The organism is Bacillus sp. ISL-7 (assembly GCF_018613065.1).
In genome coordinates this window covers 21766-45095 of sequence record NZ_JAGGQW010000017.1, presented here as the reverse complement: position 1 = coordinate 45095, position 23330 = coordinate 21766, and the positions used below count along the sequence as shown (strand labels likewise).

Genomic DNA, 23330 nt, shown 5'->3' with positions numbered 1-23330 from the left:
GTTAACGGAGTATCCTCCATTTAACCGGGAGATTCCTAATGTAGGTCTTTCACCTGGATTTCTTGACTCTTTGTCCTACTCTAATTATCAATACCACCAAGTTGAATACATCTTCATAGCCTTCAGATCACGCATTCCTGTGGAATAGTAGAAAATGATTTTTGAAGACGTTTTCAATAATATCAAATTAAAAATTGTTTCCTACTAAGACTTACACGTCAATCAACTAAAAACTTAGTATATTTATTAAATAAACTAAGTATAAAATAGAAAGGAAGGACCAATTCTAAGTTTTTCATATGAATTATTGAACTGTCATCGCTTTCATTTTTACTTGAAGCATCATGTTCACATGCAAGTAATGCTAATACTACTAATAAAAGGGTAGTAATCCCTTGCGTTTTTCATATTTTTAAAGACCTTCTAAATATTCAGAATTTATATTTTTATTCTATCACTCGAAAGTTAGTATGTCTACTGGATGAACAAAGTTTAGGAAAAAATACCTAATAATACAAGTTTAAGTAAAAGGGCTAACTCATCCTTAACCTTTTACAGAACCTGCTGCAATCTTTTCGACAATTCGATCTCCACTACTTGTGGATTCATATTGGAATCTCCCATTTTTTAGTCCTCTTCAACCCCAAACTTATATACTGTGGTCTTTGAATACAGATTATCCTTATCCAAAATCACTGATGGAAAATGAGGATGATGAATCGCATCAGGCAATGCCTGTGTCTCAAGACAGATTCCCAGATATTTGATGGATTGAACTCCCCGGAATTCCCCTTCTGATTTTAAAGAATTTCCCGAGTAGACCACAACCCCGGCCTCATTTGTTTCAATTGTTAACGTCCGCCCGCCTTCGGGGTCCTTTAAAACAATTTCCGAATCATGATGTGTATGTAAAAGAAACGGGTGATCGTATCCTTCCCCTACCAGTATGTTTTGTGGATGGCATGATCTTGTTCCGGTGTTTATGACCCTTTCATTTCTAAAATCAAATGGCGTTTTTTCCACTTCAATAAAATTGCCGGTTGGCATGAATTCATGATCTAGTTCAAGAAATTTATCGCTTTTTATTGTTAATGTGTGGTGCAAGATATCTCTCTTAAGATTGCCACTTAGATTAAAATAAGAATGATTCGTTAATGTGACCAATGTTTTCTTATCTGTCCCTGCTTTATAATGCACCGATAATTCATTCTTATTGTTAAGAATATAAGTGACTTCGATAATAAGATTCCCTGGATAGCCTTCTTCTCCATCGGAACTCGTATACGAAAATCGAACCCCGCTTCCGATTATTTCCGCATTCCATACGACCTTGGAAAATCCTTTTATGCCTCCATGCAGATGATTGTTATTTTCATTTCTTGCAAGCGTATAGGATTCTCCATCCAGTTCAAAAGAGCCGCCTTTAATTCTTCCGGCCACACGGCCAGCAACGGCTCCAAGAAAATAGGGGTCATTTACATATTCATTGAGCGTATCATGCCCAAGAACGACATTTACGAAATCTCCGTTTTTATCCGGAACAACAATTTTAGTGATTATACAGCCATAATTAATGGCTGTCACTTCAACACCATAATCGTTTTGAATCGCAAACGAAAAGATCGTCTGTTCCCCTGCAGCTGGAATACCAATTTTTAATATTTTTCTAATTTGCACAGTATCAATTGTTGAATAATCTTTCCATTGTAGTTTGATAGGAATTCGATCATACATTAATTTAATAATAATCACTAAGGCTATCGCTCTGCTAACGGCCGTTGAAATCGACACTCCCATCACACCCATCTCCGGGAATCCCAATAAACCGTATATTAAGATCCCATTTCCGGCTAAATGAATGACATTCATGAAGATGGAAACCATCATCGCATCCTGGGTGTATCCATTTGCTCTTAAAATTGAGGATATGTGATTAACACTGCTTAAATAAATAATGTTCCTCCTACAATCAAAAGATACTGTTCCCCTAATACGGCAATTTGTTCCGGCAGGTGAAAAAACAGTAAGAGTTCAGTTTTAAAAATGACCATTAATAAACTAATAAGCAAGCCAATTAAAAAGTTTAGGGTAATGGAAATGGCTGTCACAGTTCGGACATCTTGGTTTAAACCCGCACCTAAGTATTGCGAGAGAACAACAGCTGTACCCGACGAGACAAAGTTAAAAATGAGAATACATAATAAGATTAACTGATTTGCCACCCCCACAGCCGCGACAGCATCATCAGAAATATGCGACAGCATAATCGTATCGGTACTGCCCATAATCACTTGGAGAAATAATTCGACAAAAATGGGCCAAGTAATGGTTAGAAGACTGAACTGAGGAGAGACGTTATTTTTGGATTTATTCATCTGTAATCTTTCCTTACATTTCGTATGGAAATAAATGGAAATCACTAAGCAGCGGCTTCATTTTGCCATTAGCCTTTATTAGGAATTATTTACTTTCTAAATTCTCTTAATTGCTCATTAAGGTCTTTTGTTTGCGTATAAACCTGTTGGTAGATTGTAAACAGTTTCTTGTAGGCTTCCACATTTTCTGGAATCGGTTCATAAGTTTTATCGGTTTGGATAAAGACTTCCGCACATTCTTGAAGGGATGAATACCAGCCGCAGCTGTATGCCGCCAGCATCGCGGCACCCATTCCAGGGCCTTGCTCGCTTGTAAGCTTTTCAATTTTTGCATTGAATATATCTGCCTGCATTTGCAGCCATGTTTCGTTTTTCGCTCCTCCGCCGATCGAGATAATCGAATCGATTGTCTTGCCGCTGCTTCTAAAAATCTCAATGGATTCGTTTAAGGAGAAGGTGATTCCCTCGAGAACCGCGCGGGCAAAGTGCTTGCGTTCATGGGAAGCATCAACCCCAATAAAGCTTCCGCGGATAGTAGAATCAGCATACGGCGTTCTTTCCCCCACGATATACGGGGTAAATAATAATCCGTTGCTGCCTGCCGGTACTTCCTCCACACCGGCTAAAAAATCATCAAACGCTTCTTCCTTCGCAAACGTGTCTTTAAACCAGCTTAAACTATAACCTGCAGCCAAGGTCACACCCATTGTATAGTACGTATTTTCTTCACTATGATTAAAGTAGTGAACCTTTCCTTCAAAATCGAGGTCATTTCTTTCTTCATATGAAAGTACGACGCCAGAGGTGCCGATACTGCATAAGCTTTTCCCTTCCGATAAAATCCCTGAACCAATCGCGCCGCAGGCATTGTCCGCACCGCCTGCAAATACTTTTACAGCTTCGGATAATCCCGTTTCTTGGGAAAATTCGGCCGATACAGAACCAACAAATGCATGAGATTCTACTAATGGCGGGCAGAAATCAACGGAAAGACCAGCAGCTTCTAATACTTCATTGCTCCATTCCCGCTTTGCTACATTTAATAGTAAAGTTCCTGCCGCATCAGAGTACTCTATGTGGATATTCCCAGTAATCCGATAGCGTAAATAATCCTTTGGCAGTAAAAAAACGCTGGCACGTTCAAAAACTTCAGGTTCATTTTCTTTTACCCAGAGAATTTTCGGTAACGTAAAGCCTTCTAATGCAGGGTTTTTGGTTACCTCTAATAAACGTTCATGACCGACAACGTCATAGATTTGCTGACATTGTTTTGTGGTTCTTGTATCATTCCACAAAATTGCGTTTCTTAATACTTGATTGTTTTGATCTAATAATACCAAACCGTGCATCTGCCCAGAGAAGCTGATGCCCTCGATATCGTTAACATCTCCATCAAATTGCTGAATGAGTTCAGCTAAGCCTGCTGTGGTTTTTTCCACCCACTCTTCCGGATTTTGTTCACTATAACCAGACTTCTCTATTATAAGAGGATATGATTTGGATACTTCCTGACAAACTTCACCATTCTGGTTAACGAGTAAGATTTTTACTGCGCTCGTTCCGAGGTCAACACCAATTACGTATTTCATCCCTGATCACCCTTTTCTAAAAAAAGTGCTGGAGTAATAGGCCGCCAGCACTTTTTTTTCATTATTTTAATTAAACTGTTACAGTTGAAAGTGTTTCTAATAAGTATTGGTTAACGATTGCTTTAAGTCGTTCCGTTCTGCCTGATGTATTCTTAATTTCATTTAATTGGAAGGCATATTCTTCAAGCTCGCGGAAGTTGGTTCTTCCTTCTACGATATCCAAGCCAATGCCATCAGTATAGCTGATGTAGCGTTCTTCGATGAAGCTATCTAAAACTTTGTCTTCAATTAATTTATTGGCAACCTTTAAGCCGATGGCAAATGCATCCATACCAGCGATGTGTGCATGGAAAAGATCTTCTGCTTCAAATGATCCACGTCTTACCTTTGCATCGAAGTTCAAGCCGCCTTTTCCTAAGCCGCCATTTTTTAGAATTTCATACATTGCTAATGTGTTAGTGTAAAGGTCAGTTGGGAACTCATCTGTATCCCATCCAAGCAATGTATCACCTTGGTTAGCATCGACTGAACCAAGCATTCCATTGATACGAGCCGTTCTTAACTCATGCTCAAATGTGTGGCCGGCCAAAGTTGCGTGGTTTGCTTCGATGTTGAACTTGAAATAATCTGTTAGGTCATATTTTTGCAAGAATGCCAAACCAGTTGCCACATCGAAATCATATTGATGTTTGGTAGGCTCTTTTGGTTTTGGCTCAATTAAGAACGGAACGGCCAAGCCGATTTCTTTCGCATAATCTACTGCCATATGGAAGAAGCGTGCTAAGTTGTCTTGTTCAAGCTTCATATCTGTATTTAGAAGTGTTTCATAACCCTCACGGCCGCCCCAGAATACATAGTTTTCAGCGCCAAGTTCTTTAGCTACTTCCAACGCTTTTTTCACTTTCGCTGCAGAGTACGCAAATACGTCAGCATTTGGAGAAGTTGCAGCACCATGAACATATCGTGGGTTCGTGAACATATTCGCCGTGTTCCAAAGTAATTTCGTCTTGCTTGTTTTCATGTATTCTTTGATCATGGCAACTAAAACATCTTGGTTTTCATTTGTTTCCTTTAATGTGCTTCCTTCTGGAGCGATATCAACGTCATGGAATGCAAAGAAAGGAACATTTAATTTTTCAAAAAATTCGAATGCTGCTTCGACACGAGCTTTTGCTAAATCTAAGCCTTGAAAACGGTCCCAAGGACGAATTGCAGTTCCTACTCCAAACGGATCTGTTCCGTCAGCTGTGAATGTGTGCCAATATGCAATAGAAAAACGAAGAATTTCTTCCACTTTTTTGCCATTGATTTTTTCCTCAGGATTATAATACTTAAATGCGAAAGGATTTTTTGATGCAGCCCCTTCAAATTGGATTTTATTAACTGTTTCAAAATAAGCCATTCATGATTCCTCCTAGTGGGTATATTGTTAAAATAACTATAAGTGTAAATGCTTACAAAAGGGTTATTGGAATCTCTTAACCTTAGATAATCAAATCATAGCATGATAATCTTAGTTTGTCCACTAGATAAACTAAGTTTTTTGAAAAGGCTGACCGTTTTTTACAAACAACCTTTGATCTGCCTTATGCCTGCTGTACAGACGTGAGAAAGCCTGCTGGCTTTTTCGCTTCTTCAATCCATAAAATCTAGTTACTCCACGTGGATAGGACTTGCAGATAAGGTTCACAATAATCAACTATAAACGTGTGATTGAATTAATTATACCATGCGCCAGTAAGTTTGTATAGGCGATAAACAAAGTTTTTTGTGTTAAAATAGATTTACTACAAAATAAGGAGTTTTTTATAAATTGGAAACGATTACATGGAATCATCAAACTGTTAAAAAAAATAACAAAGCCCTTGTATTACAAATGATTATTGAAAAAGATCCGATATCAAGGGCAGATATTGCCCAAATAACAGGGTTGAATAAGGGAACAGTGTCTGCTTTAGTAAATGAGTTATTGAAAGAGGAACTTATTTACGAATCCGGCACCGGGGAATCCAGCGGTGGTCGGCGACCTGTTATCCTTCATTTCAACAAAGCGGCCGGATATGCAATTGGCATTGATATCGGTGTTAATTACGTTCTATGCGTGATGACGGATTTAAAAGGTACCATTTTGTTAGAGAAACATGAAAGCGTAAACCGAACCCCTTACCCTACGATTATGAGCAAAATCCAAAATATGATTGGGTCGATATTGGATGAGATACCTAACAGCAGGTATGGAATAGTTGGGATTGGTGTAGCTGTGCCTGGTATCGTAAACAAAAATGGAACTGTCCTGCTAGCTCCAAACTTAGGCTGGACCAACATTGGATTAAAAAAGGACCTTGAGGACTTATACCATGTTCCCGTTATAATTGAAAATGAGGCGAATGCTGGGGCTATTGGTGAACAAAAATTCGGTGCGGGTCAAGATTATCAGAACATCATTTATATAAGTGCTGGAATCGGAATTGGTGTTGGGATTATTTTAAACAAAGAATTATATCAAGGAAAAAATGGATTTGCCGGTGAAATGGGTCACATAATTATTGACATCAACGGAAAGCCTTGCAGCTGTGGCAGCAGAGGCTGTTGGGAAGCATACGCCTCTGAAAATGCACTGCTGGAAATGGCTGACTTTGATTCACTTGAGTCATTGATTAAGTTGGCTGAGGGTCGTAATGAAATTGCCAAGAGTCACTTTGAAGAAATCGGCCAGTACCTTGGTTATGGGATTAATAATATTATTAACACCTTTAACCCCGACCAGGTCATAATCGGAAATCGATTAGCGTTGGCAAAAGAATGGATTGAGTCGCCAATACGGACTACGATTGAAAAACATACTCTTGCGCTCCATCAAAATGGGTTGCAATTAGATTTTTCACGGCTTGGAAAATATTCGAGCGCATTAGGTGTTTCTGCTTTTGTTGTTGAGAACTTTATCAAGGCCGAAGCAAGAAGTTTATAGGTGTGCATTACAAAACGCATCTCATTATAATTTATCACGTATTATTTATTTTTCCCAGCAAGAGATAATGATGGTATTTTCAGAATCGGCGTCGCGACAAGCTCGAATCCTGCAAGACCTTTTACACCAGAGGTCTGACCTCTGAATTTCAGCCTAAGGTTTGAACAAATATGCGTTAAGTAACAATAAGGCCCATTTCAGTTAATGTCTGGAATGGGCCTTATTGTTTTTTGTTATAATAGTTAATAAATACTAATCTATTATATTCCAATCCCATTTTCATGGAAACTATTTCTACTATATACCAGACACTTTATCGCACTAGCCCACTAGGGACAGGCACCGACAAACTAAGTCCATTTGACATCTGATCCTTTAAATGGAGAATAATCCTCTCGAGTTTCACCCTTAGGATCAAAATAAACAGACACCAGATAAAACTTTTCATCTTTATTGGTTTTCGATATTTCCTTTGGTATCCGATCTCTTACACCTATAATTTTAATATTATATCCTTTTAGATTAAGAGTCGATTGCTCGAAGTCAGATGTAAAGTCATCTAAAGTAACACCCGCATCGTTATATACGTGAGATACCATATCATACGCCTTTTGATACTCTTTACTTTGTAATGCTTTCACATAGGAAACCGCTTGTTTGGCTACTTCTTTTAAAGCTGGCAAGGATTACCCTAAGAAAAACAGCGACTACTGTATACAACACACTGTTGAAAAAATAAACATCAATGTGACCTGCTGTCCAAGCCTTCGCATAGTTTCCTTTAGTTGTGCTTCCTCTTTTTTTACTCTAATGATAACTTTAATATCTCGCTTACCGTTACAAGTTGATAGCCTTGTGAAGTTAATTCAGAAACAAGCGTGCGAACCGCTTCGATTGTTTCTGAGCGGTCCCCGTAGCCATCATGGAAAATTAAAATACAGCCATTTTTCACACAGTCTCTTGAGTTTGCAAGGATATGTTCCACTCCGGGCATGTCCCAGTCCTGAGCCTCCATGTTAAGAGCTCCGATCATTGGATATCCCTTTTGCTGCATGACTAAAACAGTGTCATGATTATAATCAAGGTAAGGAGGACGAAAGACAACGGGCTTTTGTCCAGCCAAATCCTGTATTAATTTCTCCGTACGTTCGATTTCCTCTAAACACTCTGCCGGGCTTAACTCGGATAACTTAGGGTGAGTGTATGTGTGATTTCCTATTTCATGTCCTTGTTCGACAACTTTTTTTACCATCTCAGGATGCTTATCCATTTGCTCACCAATCATGAAGAATGTTGCTTTTCCTTCCACCTCCCCAAAAATATCTAGAACTTGTGATGTGTTGATAGGATTAGGCCCATCATCAAATGTAATCGCAACTATTTTTTGAGAAGTAGGTACCTCATTAATAAAATTTTTTCCACCCAATAGGATTCACTCCATTTGAATATTCATTTTAAAGACTTAATAAGGACCTCTAATATATTCCTTTACTGTTTCTTGATAAAAGCGTTGAATCTCTTGCATTTCTTCTTCTGAGAATGGTTTTGTTTCCAAGGCTGAAAGATTATCCTCCACCTGTTTGACATTTTTAAAACCAGGAATAATACAAGTAATTTCTTTTTGGTCTAAAATCCAGCGCAGTGCTGCACTAGCCATAGATTCCCGGCCTTCTGCAATCCACTTTAACTGGTCAGCTAACTCTACACCCTTTCGGAATCCAAGACCTGCAAATGTTTCCCCTACATTGAAAGCCTCCCCATTTTCATTAAACCGGCGGTGGTCATCGGATTCAAAAATATGATTGGCGGTAAATTTACCTGTAAGCAGTCCGCTGGCAAGCGGTAATCTGACCAGAAGTCCTACACCTTTTTGATAAGCCTCAGGTAGTAGTTTTTCTAGTGGCTTTTGGCGGAACATATTAAATATGATCTGCAGGCTCTTAACATTTGGATGTTCCAAACAAAGAAGGCCTTCTTCGACGGTTTCGACACTGACACCGTAGTGACGGATTTTTCCGTCTTTCTGGAGACGATCTAATACTTCAAAAACACTGCCATCTTGCAAAATCTCTGTTGCCGGGCAATGAATTTGATACAAATCAATCTCTTCCCTGTTTAACCGGCGAAGGCTGTCTTCACAATAAGAACTGACTTTTTCATAGCTGTAATTCTTTGGATCAAAGATGTCACCTTGACGGCAGAACTTTGTTGCGATATAAATCTGGTCTTCCTTGCCTTTTGTGGCCTTAGCTAATAACTCTTCGCTATGGCCGTCTCCATATACATCCGCTGTATCAAAAAAGTTAACACCTTGCTCCATCGCATATTCCAAGGATTTCAATGCTTCTGTGTCACTTGTCTTGCCCCAGGAGCCGCCAATTGCCCATGTTCCAAAACTGACCTCACTGATCATTAAACCGGTATTACCGAGTTCGCGATAATTCATGATAATCACTCCCTATTCTTTAATTCTTTTCAATTCCAAACTTATATATGGTTACGGAGGAATACTGCTGATCGATATCTAAAATTGTTGATGGAAAATGGGGATGATGGTTGGCATCAGGCAAAGCCTGCGTCTCCAAGCAAATACCGAGGTATTTTTCAGATGGAGTACCTCTGAATTCACCTTCTGATTTTAATGAATTCCCTGAATAGACCACTACCCCAGCCTCATCCGTTTCAACTGTTAGGATACGTCCGCTTTCAGGATCCCTTAAAACAATTTCCTTATCATGGTTTGTATTTAATAAAAATGGATGATCGTAACCATTCCCAACTAATACGTTTTGTGGATGATCCGATGCGGTTCCAGTCTCTATAACACTTTCACTAGTAAAATCAAAGGTCGTATTTTTCACATCAAGAAAATTACCTGTTGGAATAAACTCATCATCAAGCTCTAAAAATTGATCACTCTTAATAATTAGTTTGTGATTCAATATATCCCTTTTTAGGTTGCCGCTCAAGTTAAAATAAGAGTGGTTCGTGACCGTTACCAACGTTTTCTTATCTGATTGGGCCCCATATTGAATTTTCAATTGGTTATCGTTATCCAGGGTATAAGTTACTTGTATATGTAAATTCCCTGGGTATCCTTCGTCACCATCGGGACTGAGATACGAAAAACGAACACCAGCTTCTAGTATTTCTGCATCCCAAACGACCTTATCGAATCCTCTTAATCCGCCATGCAGATGGTTGTTACCGTCGTTTTTGGCAAGAGTGTACGTATTTCCATCAAGTTCAAAAGAACCGCCTTTAATTCGTCCTCCCACCCGTCCTACCACGGCACCGAGGAAATATGGATCATGGACATAATCGTTTAGCGAATCATGTCCAAGGACAATATTTTCGTAGTTTCCGTATTTATCTTGAACCACTATTTTCGTTATAATACAGCCATAATTAATTGCGGTAACTTCCACGCCATGATCATTGACCAATGTAAATGAGGAGACCGTCTGATTATCAATTTGACCAAAAGTATCATGAATGACTTTCACTTTGATCCTTCCTTCCGTTTCGAATTAAGTTAACAATGGTTCCAAGTAAAGCCTATTTCCTTTAGGAAGGCTCGAGCAAGTACCATGTGTCCCGCAGTTGAAGGGTGAACACGATCCCAAGCTAATGTTGCAGAATAAAGGTCTTTTAAGACAACATTAAAGGCTGCTTGGGTATCAATAAATAAACAATTTATTTCTTCAGCGATTTTCTTAACCACCTGACCGTACTGATCCATTGACTGGCGCATTGGATCCTGCTCATTGCTCTCCAAATAAAAGGGAGTCATCAGGACAATCTCCTTCACAAATGGCTTTGTTTCCGTAACGAGCTTCCTAAGCGTATCCTCATATTCATCAAGGTATACATGCCAATCTTTAATGAACGGAGTATCATATTGACGCCATACATCGTTGATCCCAATCATAATGGATAACCAGTCAGGCTTTTGACCAATAACATCCTCCTGCCACCTATTTTTCAAATCACGAACGGTGTGCCCATTGATGCCCTTATTCACCACTCGGATTCCCAACTCAGGATATACGGCTTGCAAAAGCCCATCAACATAGGAAACATATCCTTTACCAAGGGCGGCAAACAATCCTTCTCCTTCTGGTTTGGTTCTTTCACAATCTGTTATGGAATCACCAATAAACAATAGTTTTTGACCTTGTTCTAGTATCATTTCCTTCTACACACCCTTTTTTTGTTTATTAAGAGAGCTGATCTTGGTCAGCTCTCAGACTTCCTCAAAGGGATAAATTAATTTAATCTTTCCTTGATTTGATTCACAACTCCTTCTACTGTAAACCCATATTCCTTGGCAATTAGATCTCCAGGAGCGGAAGCACCGAATGTAGAAATCCCTACAATAAGGCCATCTCTTCCTGTAAATTGAGCCCATCCCTGTGGCGACCCTAATTCAATCGCTACATTTAGCTTAATGTCCCCATGAAGAATCGTATTCTGATAATCTCTTGATGGTTAACTGCTTTCTGTTCAACTGCTACTTTATCAATTGTTGGATTCATTGGTATAACCTCCAGTATTTATTACATTCCAGATATATATTTCTTTATATTAGGCAGAAGTTGTAACCTGGTTTTGAACCAATACTTTCTTCTCCCAGGCCCTGCTTTTCCATCTAAAGTACATGGTAATTCCTCTAAACCATTCATCAACGATAAACGCAAACCAAATCCCCGGTAATCCCAACCCAAGGTGTATTCCCAAAAAATAGGCTAATGGCACACTTATTCCCCACATTGAGATAAACGCCATGACGAGTGAAATGCTAGCATCCCCAGTAGCTCGCAAGGCATTGATGACAACTAAATTAAAGGTTCTTCCCGGCTCAAGGACAAGACAAAGCAATAACAATTTACTTCCCAACACCACAATGTCTTGATCTTTTGTGAAAAAACCTATCAGTGGTTCTCTGAAGAAGGCTATTAGTATAGCGATTGCCACGGTCATAATAAGACTGTACCTTAAGCTCTTCATTAATTGACGATAGGCCCCATCAAAATCCCTTGCCCCTGCTTTGTAGCCAATGAGAATTTGCGTCCCCTGTCCCATTGCCAGACCAAACACAAGAATAAAGGACATTATATTTTGCGTATAAACGCGGGTCGTTAATGCAACAGCCCCCAAAATCGCAATGATTGCCGTAATTGCCAACTGGCTGAGATTGTAGCAAACTTGTTCCCCTGCTGCCGGAATACCAATTTTCATTATCTTTCTTATTTGAATAGAATCAATCATTAGATAATCTTTTAATTTAAGTTTAATCGGGATTCGATCATACATTAACTTCGTGATAATGACTAAGGCAATCGCCCTGCTGATCGCCGTTGAAATGGAAACTCCAATCACGCCCATTTCCGGGAATCCCAGCAATCCATAAATGAAGATCGCATTTCCAACTAAATGAATAACATTCATTAAGATAGAAACCATCATCGCATCCCTAGTGTAGCCATTCGCTCTTAAGGTCGTAGAAACGGTAATCAATACCGCTTGGATAAATACAGTACCTCCTACAATCGTAAGATACTGTTCTCCTAGTTCAGCTATATGTTCAGGCAGGTGAAATAACATTAATAATTCTGTTTTAAAAATAACCATTAGTAAGCTAATCACTAGGCCAAGAACAAGGTTTAGGGTAATGGAGATAGCGGTAACGGTTCTGGCATCCTTTTTTAAACCTGCACCTAAGTACTGTGAGAGAACAACAGCGGTACCACTCGAGACAAAATTAAAGATTAAAATACATAAAAATATTTGCTGATTTGCCACACCCACTGCTGCGACAGCATCATCAGAAATATACGACAGCATTATGGTATCAGTACTGCCCATTATCACTTGGAGAAATAATTCTACGAAAATCGGCCAAGTAATCGTAAGTAAATTTAACTGTGGGGAGACATAATTTTTGGATAGGCTCATCTGTAATCCTCTTCTTACCCATATCATAGTTTGGTTGGTAAATCTAAATAAATTGAAGCCCTCAATTTGGAAAAACTCGGGTGGCTCCATATTGTTTATTAGCCTTTTTTTACTTTATAAAGACCGCTTAAGGCTTACTTTCTAAATTCTCTTAATTGCTCATTCAATTCCTTTGTTTGTTTGTAAACTTGTTTATAGATTGTAAATAGCTTCTTGTATGCTTCAACATTTTCCTGAATAGGATAATAAGTTTTTGAAGTTTGAATAAATACTTGTGCACATTCTTTAAGCGTTGGATACCAGTCGCAGCCGTATGCTGCTAACATAGCTGCACCCATTCCAGGGCCTTGTTCACTTGTAAGCTTTTCAATTTTTGCGTTGAAAATATCGGCCTGCATTTGCAGCCATGTTTCATTTTTGGCTCCGCCGCCGATGGAGATAATCGTATCAATGGTTTTACCACTGTTTCTAAAAATCTCAATGGATTCGTTTAAGGAAAAAGTAATTCCTTCAAGAACTGCACGGGCAAAGTGCTTCCGCTCATGGGCCGCATCCACGCCAACAAAGCTGCCGCGAATATTCGAATCTGCATACGGTGTTCTTTCTCCCACTATGTATGGCGTGAATAATAAACCGTTACTGCCTGCAGGTACTTCATCAACACCTGCTAGAAACTGGTCAAAGGCTTCTTCCCTAGCAAATGTATCTTTAAACCAACTTAAACTATAGCCAGCAGCGAGGGTTACACCCATTGTATAGTAAGCATTTTCTTCACTGTGATTAAAATAGTGAACCTTTCCTTCAAAATCGAGATCATTTCTCTCTTCATAAGAAAGAACAACACCGGATGTGCCGATACTGCATAAGGTTTTGCCTTCAGATAAAATTCCTGAACCGATCGCGCCGCATGCATTATCCGCACCGCCCGCGAACACTTTTGTTGCTTCCGATAATCCAGTTGCTTGGGCAAATTCAGCGGTAACCGATCCGACAAATGCATGAGATTCCACTAATGGCGGACAGAATTCTGGAGTAAGACCAAAAAGTTCTAATATTTTACTGCTCCATTCACGCTTAGCCACGTTTAACAATAATGTTCCTGCTGCGTCAGAGTACTCCATATGCAAATTTCCGGTAATACGGTAACGCAGATAATCCTTTGGAAGCATAAAAACGCTGGCCTGTTCAAAAATTTGCGGCTCATCTTCCTTTACCCAAAGAATTTTTGGCAAGGTAAAGCCCTCTAACGCAGGGTTTTTTGTTACCTCTAATAAACGCTGTTTGCCAACAACGTTATATATTTCCTGACATTGTTTCGTTGTTCTCGTGTCATTCCACAAAATAGCATTTCTCAATACTTGATTGTCTTCATCTAACAATACAAGGCCATGCATCTGCCCGGAGAAACTGATGCCCTCGATATCGTTTATGTCCCCATCGAATTGCTCGATTAGTTCAGCTAATCCAGCTGTGGTTTTTTCTACCCATTCTTCCGGGTTTTGTTCACTGTAACCTGATTTTTCGATAATGAGGGGATATGATTTAGACACTTCTTTACAAACTTCACCATTTTGATTAACAAGCAAAATTTTTACTGCACTCGTTCCGAGGTCAACACCAATTACGTATTTCATATGAATCATCCTTTTCTAAAAAATGTGCTGGAGTAATATACTGCCAGCACATTTTTCATGATTATATTAAGTAGTAATTAAACAGTTACACTTGAAAGTGTTTCTAGTAAATATTGATTAACTATAGCTTTAAGGCGTTCTGTTCTGCCTGATGTATTTTTAATTTCTGTTAATTGAAGGGCATAAGCTTCAAGCTCACGGAAGTTTGTTCTTCCTCCGACGATTTCTAAGCCAATACCTTTTGTAAAGCTGCTATAGCGCTCTTCGATAAAGCTATCAAGAACTTTATCTTCAATCAGCTTATTGGCAACTTTTAGGCCGATAGCATATGCATCCATACCAGCGATATGTGCATGGAAAAGATCTTCTGGTTCGAAAGATCCTCTTCGAACTTTAGCATCAAAGTTCAAGCCGCCTTTACCTAAGCCGCCATTTTTGAGAACTTCATACATAGCTAACGTGTTAGTATACAAGTCAGTTGGGAATTCATCTGTATCCCATCCAAGAAGCGTATCACCTTGGTTAGCATCAACAGAACCAAGCATTCCGTTAATACGTGCCGTTCTTAACTCATGCTCAAATGTATGACCAGCAAGAGTAGCGTGGTTTGCTTCGATATTAAACTTGAAGTAATCTGTTAAATCATATTTTTGTAAGAATGCAAGACCAGTAGCCACATCAAAGTCATATTGGTGTTTAGTAGGCTCCTTTGGTTTTGGCTCAATTAAGAATGGAACATTCAAACCAATTTCTTTTGCATAGTCTACTGCCATATGGAAGAAGCGTGCTAAGTTGTCCTGTTCTAATTTCATGTCAGTGTTAAGAAGCGTTTCATAGCCTTCACGACCGCCCCAGAATACATAGTTTTCTGCACTAAGTTCTTTCGCCACTTCTAATCCCTTTTTAACTTTCGCAGCAGAGTAAGCAAATACATCTGCATTAGGAGAAGTTGCTGCACCATGAACATATCTTGGGTTAGTAAACATATTAGCAGTATTCCAAAGTAATTTTGTCTTACTTGTTTTCATGTATTCTTTGATCATCGCAACAATTAAGTCTTGATTCTCGTTGGTTTCCTTTAATGTGCTTCCTTCTGGTGCAATGTCAACATCGTGGAAAGCGAAGAAAGGAACATTTAATTTTTCAAAAAGTTCAAATGCCGCTTCAACACGTGCTTTTGCTAAATCTAATCCTTTCAGATGATTCCAAGGACGGATAGCTGTACCTACACCAAATGGATCCGTTCCATCAGCCGTAAATGTATGCCAGTAAGCAACTGAGAAACGAAGAATTTCTTCCATTGTTTTTCCATTTATTCTTTCTTCTGAATTATAATACTTAAATGCTAAAGGATTTTTAGATGAAGCACCTTCAAATTGGATTTTGTTAACTGTTTCGAAATAAGCCATGTGGTTATTCCTCCTAATTGGTTTTATGGTTTCAAATCAACATTGCAAATGCTTACAAAAAGTTTTGTTTTAATCTCTTAATCTGTAACATTTATTTAATCAAATTATAGCATCGTAAACATTGTTTGTCTATTCGATAAACTAAGATAATATAAAAAATTTTTGAATTACCAAAGACTGTCCGATTTGACAAAAACAGCCTTTGATCCTTCATTAAACCTGTTGTACAGAAGTACCTACCGGCGCCAATTTTTTACTCCAGGAGTTGGCAACTTCTTCCCCTACTCTCCTAATATATTAATTATTAAACTAAAGTTACTGCCTGCTTGCTTGCAATGGATTTGTAACAGGCATCAATCACACGCATATTCTGAATTGTATTTTCACCTGAATAAGAAGGTTGAAAGTCTTCTATAATAGCTTTTGAAAAATGGTCAATTTGATTTTTATACTGGTCGCCGCCAACACTTTCGGTTCGATTCCCCTGCTCAGAATGAATGATAATAGGGCCATCATTATCGATCACATCAGGCCGATAGGCAGCTGGGACTGTAATCTTGCCTTTTGTGCCAATAATTTCGTATTCTTGTCTAAAATACATATCGAAACTGCAATCAAAAACACAGCTCATTCCATTTTCCAGTTTCATATAAACAATCGATGATAAATCTATTCCAGATTGCGGGTCAAGTTCCGCAAATGCCTCCACCATGACCGGTTCAGACCCTAAGATGTTTCGAATAGCGTGGATGCAGTAGCAGCCGACATCGTAAATACTGCCGCCGCCCATTTCCTTGTTCATCCTGATATTTGCTTCTCTATCTTCTAACAAGAAAGAAAAACTTGCTCGCATAAATTTTATTTCACCAATCTCACCCGAATTCATAATCTCTTGAACTCGCTCATGCTGCGGATGAAATTGATACATAAATGCTTCCATAAATTTCACGTTGTTCTCATGGCAAAATTCAACCATTGCCTGCGTTTCTTCAGCTGTTAAGGCTGCAGGTTTCTCAACAAGGACATGTTTCCCATACTTGGCTGCTTCCATCACCCATTTCTTATGTAAATGATTCGGAAGCGGCATGTAAACGGCTTCAATTTCTGGGTTCATAAGCAGGTTCTCATAGGAATCATAATAATTTGGGATGGAAAATACTTCAGCAACATCCTTTGCTTTATCACCCCGACTGGCAATTCCAACTATTTCAGCATTGTCTGATCGTAAAATTGCAGGGATGACTTGTGTTTTGGCTATATCTGCGGTACTAATAACTCCCCAACGAATTTTTCTCATTAAGATTGTTCCTCTCTCCATGAATTCAAACCTTAATACAAGTTAGATGTCCATAATTCTTAAAAGGGCTAACTAAAATTCAGTATAACATCTGCTCGAATGTTTGTATATCCAACAAACAAAGTTTATGTTAAAATAATATTACTACCAACTAAGGAGTTTTTAATTGTGGAAACCATGATATGGAATCAACAAGTTGTCAAAAAGAATAATAAAGCACTGGTTTTACAATTAATTATGGAGAAAGAGCCCATTTCAAGAGCAGACATTGCTCAAGTATCAGGGTTAAATAAGGCAACTGTTTCTTCTTTAGTAAATGAGTTATTAGTAGAGGAACTTATTTATGAATCCGGACCAGGGGAATCAAGCGGCGGTCGGCGTCCCGTTATCCTTCATTTCAATAAAGTTGCCGGATACGCTATTGGAATTGATATCGGGGTAAACTATGTAGTATGTGTCTTGACGGATTTAAAAGGCAATATTCTGATTGAAAAAAATCAATTTGTTAAACGAACACCTTATCCTTCCATCATGAGCATCGTTCAGAATATGATTCAATCGAACATGGATGAGATGCCTAGCAGCAGGTACGGAATTGTGGGTATAGGAGTAGGTGTGCCAGGAATTGTAAACAAAGAGGGTTCTGTACTTCTTGCTCCGAACTTAGGATGGACAAACATTCACTTAAAAATGGACCTTGAGGAGTTATTCAATGTCCCCGTCATTATTGAAAACGAGGCAAATGCCGGAGCTTTTGGTGAACAACAATTTGGTGCTGGCCAAGACTATCAAAACATCATTTATATAAGTGCTGGAATTGGAATCGGTGTAGGGATTATTCTAAACAAAGAATTGTATCAAGGTAAAAATGGATTTTCTGGTGAAATGGGACATATGATTATTGATTTTAACGGGAAGCCATGCAGCTGTGGCAGCAGAGGTTGCTGGGAAACATACGCTTCTGAAAATGCTTTGCTGGAGCTGGCAGACAATAACACAGAATCACTAGAGTCATTGATAGAGCAAGCAGATAATAGTGATGGAACCGCTCAGGATCTCTTTTATCAAATTGGTAATTACCTTGGATACGGTATTAATAACATTATTAATACCTTTAACCCAGACCAGGTAATAATTGGCAATCGGCTAGCATTAGCAAAACAATGGATTGAACAGCCAATCAGGACAACTATTAAAAACCATACACTCACGAACCACCAAAAAGAGATGCATTTAGATTTCTCAAAACTAGGAAAATACTCAACCGCATTAGGTGTATCTGCTTTTGTTGTTGAGAACTTTATCAATGGAGAAGTACAAACTTCATAGATGTTCTGCTGAAAATTGTTAGTAATCCCTTGTCCAATGTAGACTTGTTAGGAAATTCCAATCATATTCCCTGAACGATATACTAATAAAGTTAGTTGTTCCAATATACAAAGTTAACTAACTTCGGATATAATATATTTGTAAGTATCTAAACTATTTCAAGGAGAGATATGATGATGAAAAACTCAAAACCTAATGAACCTTTAGTTACGCATATTTTTACAGCAGACCCTTCTGCACATGTCTTTGAAGGGAAGCTTTATATTTATCCTTCACATGACCTTGATCATGATGAACCTTCAAATGATAACGGAGACCAATATAAGATGGAAGATTACCATGTTTTATCCATGGATGATGAAAACACACCATGTGTAGACCACGGAGAAGCACTTCACTTAAAAGATATTCCTTGGGCAAGTAAGCAGCTTTGGGCACCTGACGCAGCTTACAAAAATAACACGTATTATTTATTTTTCCCAGCAAGAGATAAAGATGGTATTTTCAGAATTGGCGTTGCGACAAGCCCTAATCCTGCAGGACCTTTTACACCAGAGGAAAATTACATTCCAGGCAGCTTCAGCATTGATCCAGCTGTTTTAGTGGATGATGATGACCAAGCCTATGTTTATTTTGGCGGGCTTTGGGGAGGACAGTTGGAGAAGTGGCAAACAGGAACATTTAAGCCAGATGCCGCAGGGCCAGCTCCTACAGAACCTGCGTTAGGACCAAGAGTAGCTGTATTATCCGACGATATGTTGACTTTTAAGAGCGAACCGCAGGAAATCTCAATTGTTGATGAAAATGGCAATCCGGTTCTTGCAAGTGACGAAGACCGAAGATACTTTGAAGGCCCATGGGTTCATAAATACAATGGTCTTTATTATCTATCCTATTCTACTGGTACAACTCATAAAATTGTTTATGCTGTAAGTGAAAATCCACAGGGTCCATTTGTGTACAAAGGTACGATTCTGACTCCTGTAATCGGCTGGACCACACATCATTCGATTGTCCAGTTTCAGGATAAGTGGTATCTGTTCTATCATGACTGCTCGTTATCAGATGGCGTGGATCATAAACGCTCTGTGAAATACACTGAACTTAAATTTAACGAAGATGGAACTATTCAAACTATTAACCCTTATGGGGATAAATAATTAGGTTGACGACTGGCTCACATTTATTGGGGCCAGTTTTTTTTCAATATATAGTACGATGTCTTCTTTCCTATTTACAACATCGGCCTCATAGGACCCGACTACTCTATACAAGCATTAGTATCCTTCGTTATCCTACTTCCCCCTTTAAAATGTATTCTACTTGATGTCAATTTCAAATAAAATCTCCTTTATCATTCCAAAATGAGGTCTACTTTCTGCGAAGAATGAGAGCATGAAGTTAACATAAACAGTAGGGTCAATGCCCCCATCCATTTGTTCCATCTACCCACGGAAAATCCCCCTATGTTTGTAAAAGTTTGTCAGTATACCATCCATCTTTATTTTTTCGGAAAAAACTTCTATTTGTTTAGGATCCTAGCAGGATTGTTCTCTTAATCTATTAACCTTTATAAACACAATAAGACAGAAAGGTCCTTCTCCTCTCTATCACACTTTAACGCATTAAACTTTAGCTGAGTAAGGGTCTGTCACCGAAATTGGAAAGTTTTCCTCATCTAATAACCTTTATAAACACAATAAGATAGAAAGGTCCTTCACCTCTCCATCGCATTTTAACGCGTTAAACTTTAGCTTAGTGGGGGTCTGACCCCGAAATCCACTTTTCATCTCCAATAATATATGCAGGAGCCAAAACAGGCTCCTGCTTCTTTTAAAACTATTAGTGCAGCATCACATATAGTGTGAATAGCGTTACAGACTATTTTAAAACTAGCTACGAAACACATTCCACATGTGTAGAGTGTGGAAACAAATACTCAAATCTAACTAACCAATAGAATCGACCAGAAACATATATTTACTTATGGTACGGTTCACCGTAACGGCTCTAACAGCAAATATGTGAACAGAGGAAGATAGAAGCATATTTGAAAATGAATGCATTTTTTCGGAACCAAATGCCTCGGAAAAAGTCAAGGAATCTTAAACGGAAGGATTAAGATCAATCATCTTTCGAGTGGCGTGCCTAATTTATCATTCAACAATGACCATTATGCTGAATGGTAATCTCCGAATAATTCACCTAGCCTATATAAATATTGTTATAATCTACAAATTGATTGAGAGGCTTGGCCCAGAAGTCGTTGTTTTATTAGCCGTAAGGCCGCCAGCCAAACATTTCTATTTCTGAGGCATTAACCCAAGAAACTTTCACACCTTCGACATAATATAAATCAAACAAAAAATTTGTACTTCGACCAGTTATTTTAAAAGGCATTTATAAACTGCTTTTATTAAGTCAGTTTAGATAATAGGTGTGGTGTAATTTAGTCCTACTCCCTCTTTTTAGCAGCAATAAAAGAAGCTAAAATAAAAAGGCGTTATTTTCTTGCTCTCCAAATAAGATTACTACATGCTGTGGACTCCCAATAACGGGAGTCCAATGTATTTTAGTAAATAAATTGTTTGGGCCTCTTCTCCAAAAATATACCTCCCAAAGCGATTGGCACAAAATCAAGGAATATACAATTTTTATTTAAAAAGCCATTTGCTTCTAAAACGAATGGCCTTTTTCTTTGGGTTCATTGAATAATTTGAACAAAACTGATGGTTCTTATATATCACTAATATCTTTAATGTCTTGTACACAAATTGAAAATGTACTCTTTATGTAACTTTTTATAAAAATCTTCGAGTTACTAGTTTGCTGCCTCCCATAGCACCTAAAGTTACTCTGTCATACTACGGTGAATGACTTACGCTCTATGAAACGTCATGATGAAAAATGATTTGGTAACAAACCAGTGTTACATTTTAAATAAATAAAAGGTAAAGAGACCCTTTTCAAAGGACTTCTTTCCCAGTAAAAGTGCATATCGCATATCCTGTTACTAAAAGAAAACGTTTTTCAAAAAATCATATATTATTATCAATGAAATAAAAGACAACTTATATTATTTTTTATAAGTTAAAATTGACATATATGTTGAATTATATTTTAAATAATTGTTTAATTTTAGGAATCGGAAAACATGTACGAGTACTAGGTCAGGACCGATGTTTATAACAACCAATGTTCGTTCATTACAAATGTCCAGAGTGTTATAGAATTAAAAAAGAGCGATAATTTTTGTCACTCCTCATTCATCCCCTATCTAACTATTTTTACTTGCTTTTCCGATAACTTGACTTCAAAGAGTAGTATTTGAGGGATAAAAAGAAGAGCGACCATCACATCCACTCTTAACTCACGATCTCTCTCTAACTTCCCTGCAGATGAACAGGAAAAACAATCGTTAAATACATTTTTTACTCGTAAAATTAGCATTCATCATAGTACTTGGAGTATATTAACTAAATATAATAGGTTGTTTTTTGGTGTTTATGATTAAAAGGAGTGTATAATTCGGATGTTAAAAATTGAAGTGCCAAGAATTGAAAAGGTTATGATTAGCGAGGATGCCAAGTATGGAAAGTTTGTCGTTGAACCCCTCATGCGAGGATTTGGAACGACACTTGGCAACTCATTACGTCGCATCCTTTTATCTTCACTCCCCGGTGCCGCTGTCACTACCATACAAATAGATGGGGTGCAGAATGAATTTTCAACTATTGATGGGATAGAAGAAGATGTAACAACTATCATTTTGAACATAAAAAAATTATCTATGATTATTCTCTCTGACGATGAGAAAGAATTGATGATCGATGTACATAGAACCGGTACAATATCAGCTGCTGATATTTCTCATGATAGTGATGTAGAGATCTTAAATCCCGACTTACATCTTGCTACCCTTAAAGAAGATGTACATTTTAGAATGCGCCTAACTGCAAAACGTGGACGTGGTTATGTTCCTGCAGAGCAAAACAAACGTGGTGGCCTTCAAGTAGGAGTCATACCAATAGATTCAATCTATACACCGGTTTCACGCGCCAGTTATATAGTTGAGAACACTCGTGTAGGTCAATTGGATAGTTTTGAAAGGTTATATTTTGAACTTTGGACAGATGGGAGTTTAGGGCCCAGCGAAGCCATTTGTGAAAGTGCAAAAATGTTTAATGAACATCTTTCTATTTTAGTAGGACTTAATCCTGAATCACAAGATATCCCAATTATGGAAGAACAAGAAGAAGTTTCAAATGAAAAAGAAATACTTAAACTGACTATTGAGGATTTAGACTTTTCTGTTCGTTCTTTCAACAGTCTAAAACGCAGTGGGATTAATACTATTCAAGACTTAGCTAATAAATCCGAAGAAGATATAAGAAAATTACGTAACTTGGGACAAAAATCTTTAAAAGAGATCTTAGATAAATTAGAAAGTTTGGGTATTATCGTAGGCAAAGATGATTAAAATCCATTCTTACAATAATATATAGAAATTAGATTGATGTTTAAGTGGACTGATTTCAGCCCTTTCCGAAACACCTGTATGAATATTGTAAAAAAACGAAGACAATTAATTAAACATTTTGGGCATTAACCCAAGAAACTTTCACGCATCTGACATAATATAGAACAAAAAATTTGTACTTCAACCAGTTATTTTAAAAGGCATTTAGATAAAAGGTTTGGTGTAATTTAGTCATATTTCCCTTTTTCACCAGTAATAAAAGAAGCAAAATAAAAAGGCGTTAATTCCTTG

At 38.0% G+C, this 23330-nt stretch carries 18 protein-coding genes; 4 read left to right on the top strand and 14 right to left on the bottom strand.

The window, feature by feature from the left end; translation table 11 throughout:
* Positions 1 to 627: 627 nt before the first annotated feature.
* The 4 genes from J7E66_RS04530 to xylA (J7E66_RS04515) all read right to left on the bottom strand — a co-directional run bounded on the left by J7E66_RS04530 (position 628) and on the right by xylA (J7E66_RS04515) (position 5366).
* On the bottom strand, positions 628 to 1884 hold the full coding sequence (locus tag J7E66_RS04530) for an aldose epimerase family protein (protein ID WP_251032761.1): 1257 nt from the start codon (positions 1882 to 1884) through the stop codon (positions 628 to 630).
* A gap of 59 nt (positions 1885 to 1943) precedes the next feature.
* A complete protein-coding gene (locus tag J7E66_RS04525; protein WP_214998225.1) occupies positions 1944 to 2375 on the bottom strand; it encodes an MATE family efflux transporter in 432 nt (143 codons plus the stop codon).
* Between the two features lie 89 nt (positions 2376 to 2464).
* Positions 2465 to 3964, bottom strand: coding sequence for a xylulokinase (gene xylB, locus J7E66_RS04520; RefSeq protein WP_214998224.1), 1500 nt, complete (start codon positions 3962 to 3964; stop codon positions 2465 to 2467).
* 70 nt (positions 3965 to 4034) lie between these two features.
* Positions 4035 to 5366, bottom strand: a complete 1332-nt coding sequence (xylA, locus tag J7E66_RS04515; protein WP_214998223.1) for a xylose isomerase — start codon at positions 5364 to 5366, stop codon at positions 4035 to 4037.
* A gap of 411 nt (positions 5367 to 5777) precedes the next feature.
* On the opposite strand from xylA (J7E66_RS04515), the gene J7E66_RS04510 reads away from it, so the two are divergent.
* A complete protein-coding gene (locus J7E66_RS04510; RefSeq protein WP_251032760.1) occupies positions 5778 to 6932 on the top strand; it encodes an ROK family transcriptional regulator in 1155 nt (384 codons plus the stop codon).
* 350 nt (positions 6933 to 7282) lie between these two features.
* On the opposite strand, the gene J7E66_RS04505 is transcribed toward J7E66_RS04510, so the two are convergent.
* From J7E66_RS04505 to J7E66_RS04465, 10 genes are all read right to left on the bottom strand, one after another.
* Positions 7283 to 7615 carry a hypothetical protein gene (locus J7E66_RS04505; RefSeq protein ID WP_214998222.1) on the bottom strand — a complete coding sequence of 111 codons (333 nt, stop codon included), beginning with the start codon at positions 7613 to 7615 and terminating at the stop codon, positions 7283 to 7285.
* Positions 7616 to 7734: 119 nt separating this feature from the next.
* The gene (locus tag J7E66_RS04500; RefSeq protein ID WP_251032759.1) at positions 7735 to 8358 is read right to left on the bottom strand and encodes a polysaccharide deacetylase family protein; all 624 of its coding nucleotides are present in this window, start codon (positions 8356 to 8358) and stop codon (positions 7735 to 7737) included.
* A 36-nt stretch (positions 8359 to 8394) separates the two neighbouring features.
* A complete protein-coding gene (locus J7E66_RS04495) occupies positions 8395 to 9378 on the bottom strand; it encodes an aldo/keto reductase (RefSeq protein WP_214998221.1) in 984 nt (327 codons plus the stop codon).
* A 19-nt stretch (positions 9379 to 9397) separates the two neighbouring features.
* Entirely contained in the window at positions 9398 to 10438 is a 1041-nt protein-coding gene (locus J7E66_RS04490) for an aldose epimerase family protein (RefSeq protein ID WP_214998220.1), read from the bottom strand.
* Between the two features lie 29 nt (positions 10439 to 10467).
* A complete protein-coding gene (locus tag J7E66_RS04485) occupies positions 10468 to 11124 on the bottom strand; it encodes an SGNH/GDSL hydrolase family protein (RefSeq protein WP_214998219.1) in 657 nt (218 codons plus the stop codon).
* A 77-nt stretch (positions 11125 to 11201) separates the two neighbouring features.
* Positions 11202 to 11366 carry a transketolase-like TK C-terminal-containing protein gene (locus J7E66_RS32760; RefSeq protein ID WP_374103827.1) on the bottom strand — a complete coding sequence of 55 codons (165 nt, stop codon included), beginning with the start codon at positions 11364 to 11366 and terminating at the stop codon, positions 11202 to 11204.
* Between the two features lie 153 nt (positions 11367 to 11519).
* Positions 11520 to 12890: an MATE family efflux transporter gene (locus tag J7E66_RS04480; protein ID WP_214998218.1), complete on the bottom strand. Its 1371-nt coding sequence runs from the start codon at positions 12888 to 12890 to the stop codon at positions 11520 to 11522.
* Positions 12891 to 13024: 134 nt separating this feature from the next.
* Positions 13025 to 14524, bottom strand: coding sequence for a xylulokinase (gene xylB, locus J7E66_RS04475; protein WP_214998217.1), 1500 nt, complete (start codon positions 14522 to 14524; stop codon positions 13025 to 13027).
* A gap of 77 nt (positions 14525 to 14601) precedes the next feature.
* Positions 14602 to 15933: a xylose isomerase gene (gene xylA, locus J7E66_RS04470; protein WP_214998216.1), complete on the bottom strand. Its 1332-nt coding sequence runs from the start codon at positions 15931 to 15933 to the stop codon at positions 14602 to 14604.
* Between the two features lie 304 nt (positions 15934 to 16237).
* Complete coding sequence (locus J7E66_RS04465; RefSeq protein WP_214998215.1) at positions 16238 to 17230, bottom strand: Gfo/Idh/MocA family protein; 993 nt, start codon at positions 17228 to 17230, stop codon at positions 16238 to 16240.
* Between the two features lie 177 nt (positions 17231 to 17407).
* Here J7E66_RS04465 and J7E66_RS04460 point away from each other — a divergent pair, with 177 nt between their 5' ends.
* The 3 genes from J7E66_RS04460 to J7E66_RS04450 all read left to right on the top strand — a co-directional run bounded on the left by J7E66_RS04460 (position 17408) and on the right by J7E66_RS04450 (position 23039).
* Positions 17408 to 18559 (top strand): ROK family transcriptional regulator, encoded by a 1152-nt coding sequence (locus J7E66_RS04460; protein ID WP_214998265.1) that lies wholly within the window; start codon positions 17408 to 17410, stop codon positions 18557 to 18559.
* A 173-nt stretch (positions 18560 to 18732) separates the two neighbouring features.
* Positions 18733 to 19719 carry a glycoside hydrolase family 43 protein gene (locus J7E66_RS04455; RefSeq protein ID WP_214998214.1) on the top strand — a complete coding sequence of 329 codons (987 nt, stop codon included), beginning with the start codon at positions 18733 to 18735 and terminating at the stop codon, positions 19717 to 19719.
* A gap of 2372 nt (positions 19720 to 22091) precedes the next feature.
* The gene (locus J7E66_RS04450) at positions 22092 to 23039 is read left to right on the top strand and encodes a DNA-directed RNA polymerase subunit alpha (RefSeq protein ID WP_214998213.1); all 948 of its coding nucleotides are present in this window, start codon (positions 22092 to 22094) and stop codon (positions 23037 to 23039) included.
* Positions 23040 to 23330 lie beyond the last annotated feature (291 nt).

Coding starts and splice junctions, on each gene's coding strand:
- J7E66_RS04530 (WP_251032761.1), bottom strand. CDS start 1,884: ATGGTTTCCATCTTCATGAATGTCATTCATTTAGCCGGAAATGGGATC.
- J7E66_RS04480 (WP_214998218.1), bottom strand. CDS start 12,890: ATGAGCCTATCCAAAAATTATGTCTCCCCACAGTTAAATTTACTTACG.
- xylA (WP_214998216.1), bottom strand. CDS start 15,933: ATGGCTTATTTCGAAACAGTTAACAAAATCCAATTTGAAGGTGCTTCA.
- J7E66_RS04465 (WP_214998215.1), bottom strand. CDS start 17,230: ATGAGAAAAATTCGTTGGGGAGTTATTAGTACCGCAGATATAGCCAAA.
- J7E66_RS04450 (WP_214998213.1), top strand. CDS start 22,092: ATGTTAAAAATTGAAGTGCCAAGAATTGAAAAGGTTATGATTAGCGAG.
- J7E66_RS04495 (WP_214998221.1), bottom strand. CDS start 9,378: ATGAATTATCGCGAACTCGGTAATACCGGTTTAATGATCAGTGAGGTC.
- J7E66_RS04525 (WP_214998225.1), bottom strand. CDS start 2,375: ATGAATAAATCCAAAAATAACGTCTCTCCTCAGTTCAGTCTTCTAACC.
- J7E66_RS04460 (WP_214998265.1), top strand. CDS start 17,408: ATGATATGGAATCAACAAGTTGTCAAAAAGAATAATAAAGCACTGGTT.
- J7E66_RS04455 (WP_214998214.1), top strand. CDS start 18,733: ATGATGAAAAACTCAAAACCTAATGAACCTTTAGTTACGCATATTTTT.
- xylB (WP_214998224.1), bottom strand. CDS start 3,964: ATGAAATACGTAATTGGTGTTGACCTCGGAACGAGCGCAGTAAAAATC.
- J7E66_RS04485 (WP_214998219.1), bottom strand. CDS start 11,124: ATGATACTAGAACAAGGTCAAAAACTATTGTTTATTGGTGATTCCATA.
- xylB (WP_214998217.1), bottom strand. CDS start 14,524: ATGAAATACGTAATTGGTGTTGACCTCGGAACGAGTGCAGTAAAAATT.
- xylA (WP_214998223.1), bottom strand. CDS start 5,366: ATGGCTTATTTTGAAACAGTTAATAAAATCCAATTTGAAGGGGCTGCA.